The sequence below is a fragment of the Sphingomonas sp. CCH9-F2 genome, assembly GCF_001556735.1.
Taxonomy (GTDB): Bacteria; Pseudomonadota; Alphaproteobacteria; order Sphingomonadales; family Sphingomonadaceae; genus Sphingomonas; species Sphingomonas ginsenosidimutans.
The window spans coordinates 1-1,809 of record NZ_LSJO01000153.1; the positions used below are offsets into that span (position 1 = coordinate 1).

At 70.7% G+C, this 1,809-nt stretch carries 2 protein-coding genes and 1 pseudogene; all 3 read left to right on the top strand.

What is annotated here, in order from left to right:
• Positions 1-241 (top strand): annotated as a pseudogene (locus tag AX685_RS04410) (UDP-N-acetylmuramate dehydrogenase); the annotation flags it as partial.
• A gap of 94 nt (positions 242-335) precedes the next feature.
• Positions 336-1,271: a D-alanine--D-alanine ligase gene (locus AX685_RS04415; RefSeq protein WP_082740521.1), complete on the top strand. Its 936-nt coding sequence runs from the start codon at positions 336-338 to the stop codon at positions 1,269-1,271.
• A partial coding sequence (locus AX685_RS04420; RefSeq protein ID WP_156445665.1) for a cell division protein FtsQ/DivIB occupies positions 1,268-1,809 on the top strand: 542 nt, incomplete at its 3' end. The genes AX685_RS04415 and AX685_RS04420, both read left to right, overlap by 4 nt.

Sequence of the window (1,809 nt, forward strand, 5' to 3'; positions counted from 1 at the left end):
TTCGACGTTCAAGAACCCCGACGGGCACAAGGCGTGGCAGCTCGTCGATGCCGCCGGGTGCCGCGGCATGACGCTGGGCGGCGCGCAGGTGAGCGAGAAGCATGCCAACTTCCTGCTCAACACCGGCACCGCGACCAGCGGCGAGATCGAGGCCTTGGGCGAGACGGTGCGGGAACGGGTGAAGGCGGCAAGCGGGATCGAGCTGGAATGGGAAATCCAGCGCGTGGGGGTGCCGGCATGATGAGGACGTCACCCCAGCGCAGGCTGGCATCTTCCGCCGATGCCGCGCTTGCCGGACGAGACCCCAGCCTGCGCTGGGGTGACGGAGGTCGCTGGTGACCGGTTCCCTCCACATCGCAGTGCTGATGGGCGGATGGTCGGCGGAGCGCGAGGTGTCGCTGATGTCGGGTGCCGGCGTCGCGGATGCGCTGGAATCGCTCGGCCATCGCGTGACGCGCATCGACATGGCGCGCGACGTCGCGGCGCGGCTGGCGGCGGCGGCGCCCGATCTGGTGTTCAACGCGCTGCACGGTACGCCGGGCGAGGACGGCAGCGTGCAGGGGCTGCTGGACCTGATGGGGCTGCGCTACACCCATTCGGGCCTGGCGACGTCGGTGATCGCGATCGACAAGGTGCTGACCAAGCAGGTGCTGGTTCCCGCGGGCATCCCGATGCCGGGCGGGCGGATCGTCACCAGCGAGGAGGTGTTCGCCGCCGATCCGCTGCCGCGCCCCTATGTCCTGAAACCCGTCAACGAAGGATCGTCGGTCGGCGTCGCGATCGTTACCGCGGACGGCAATTACGGCCAGCCGATCGGGCGCGACGTGCGCGGGCCGTGGCAGGAATTCGACACGCTGCTGGCCGAACCCTATGTCCGCGGGCGCGAGCTGACCACCGCGGTGCTGGGCGACCGCGCGCTGGGTGTGACCGAGCTGCGGCCCAAGTCGGGCTGGTACGATTACGATGCCAAATATACCGACGGGATGACCGACCACATCTTTCCCGCGCCCATCCCCGACGACGTCGCGCAGGCGTGCCTGTCGCTGGCAGTGCAGGCGCATCGCGTGCTGGGGTGCCGGGGATGCAGCCGGTCGGACTTCCGCTGGGACGACGAGCGCGGCGTCGACGGACTGTTCCTGCTGGAGGTCAACACCCAGCCGGGCATGACCCCGCTCAGCCTGGTGCCCGAACAGGCGCGCCATACCGGCATGAGCTATGCCGAGCTGGTCCAGGCGATCGTCGACGAGGCGATGCGGGAGCCGCCGCGGTGAGCCGCACGATCCGCCGCGGCGGACCGCCGCAGCGCCGCGCGCCGGTCGCCAACCGCCGGCGCGTCGCGAAACAGTCGTTCGGCGACCGGATGATCGCGAAGCTGCCGCTGAGCGAGGACGGGCTGCGCCGCGTGGTGACGTGGACCGTACTGGGCGGGGTGGGCGCCGCCGCGCTGTTCGTCGCGTCGCTGCTGGGGGTGCCGCAGGCGATCGGCGTCGGCATCGCGGAGGCGGGCGCGCGCGCCGGACTGCGGATCGAGCAGGTCGATATCACCGGGCTGAAGCGGATGGACCGCGAGACGGTCTATGCGATCGCGCTGGAGGACCAGCCGAGCCGCGCGATGCTGCGCGTCGATCTGGCGCGGGTGCGCGAACGGTTGCTGGCCTATGGCTGGATCGCTGACGCCTATGTCGCGCGGCGGCTGCCCGACCGGCTGCTGATCCACATCACCGAGCGGGAGCCGGCGGCGGTATGGCAGGACAATGGCCAGCTGACGCTGATCGATGCGGAGGGGCGGTTGCTGGCGCCGGTGGATGC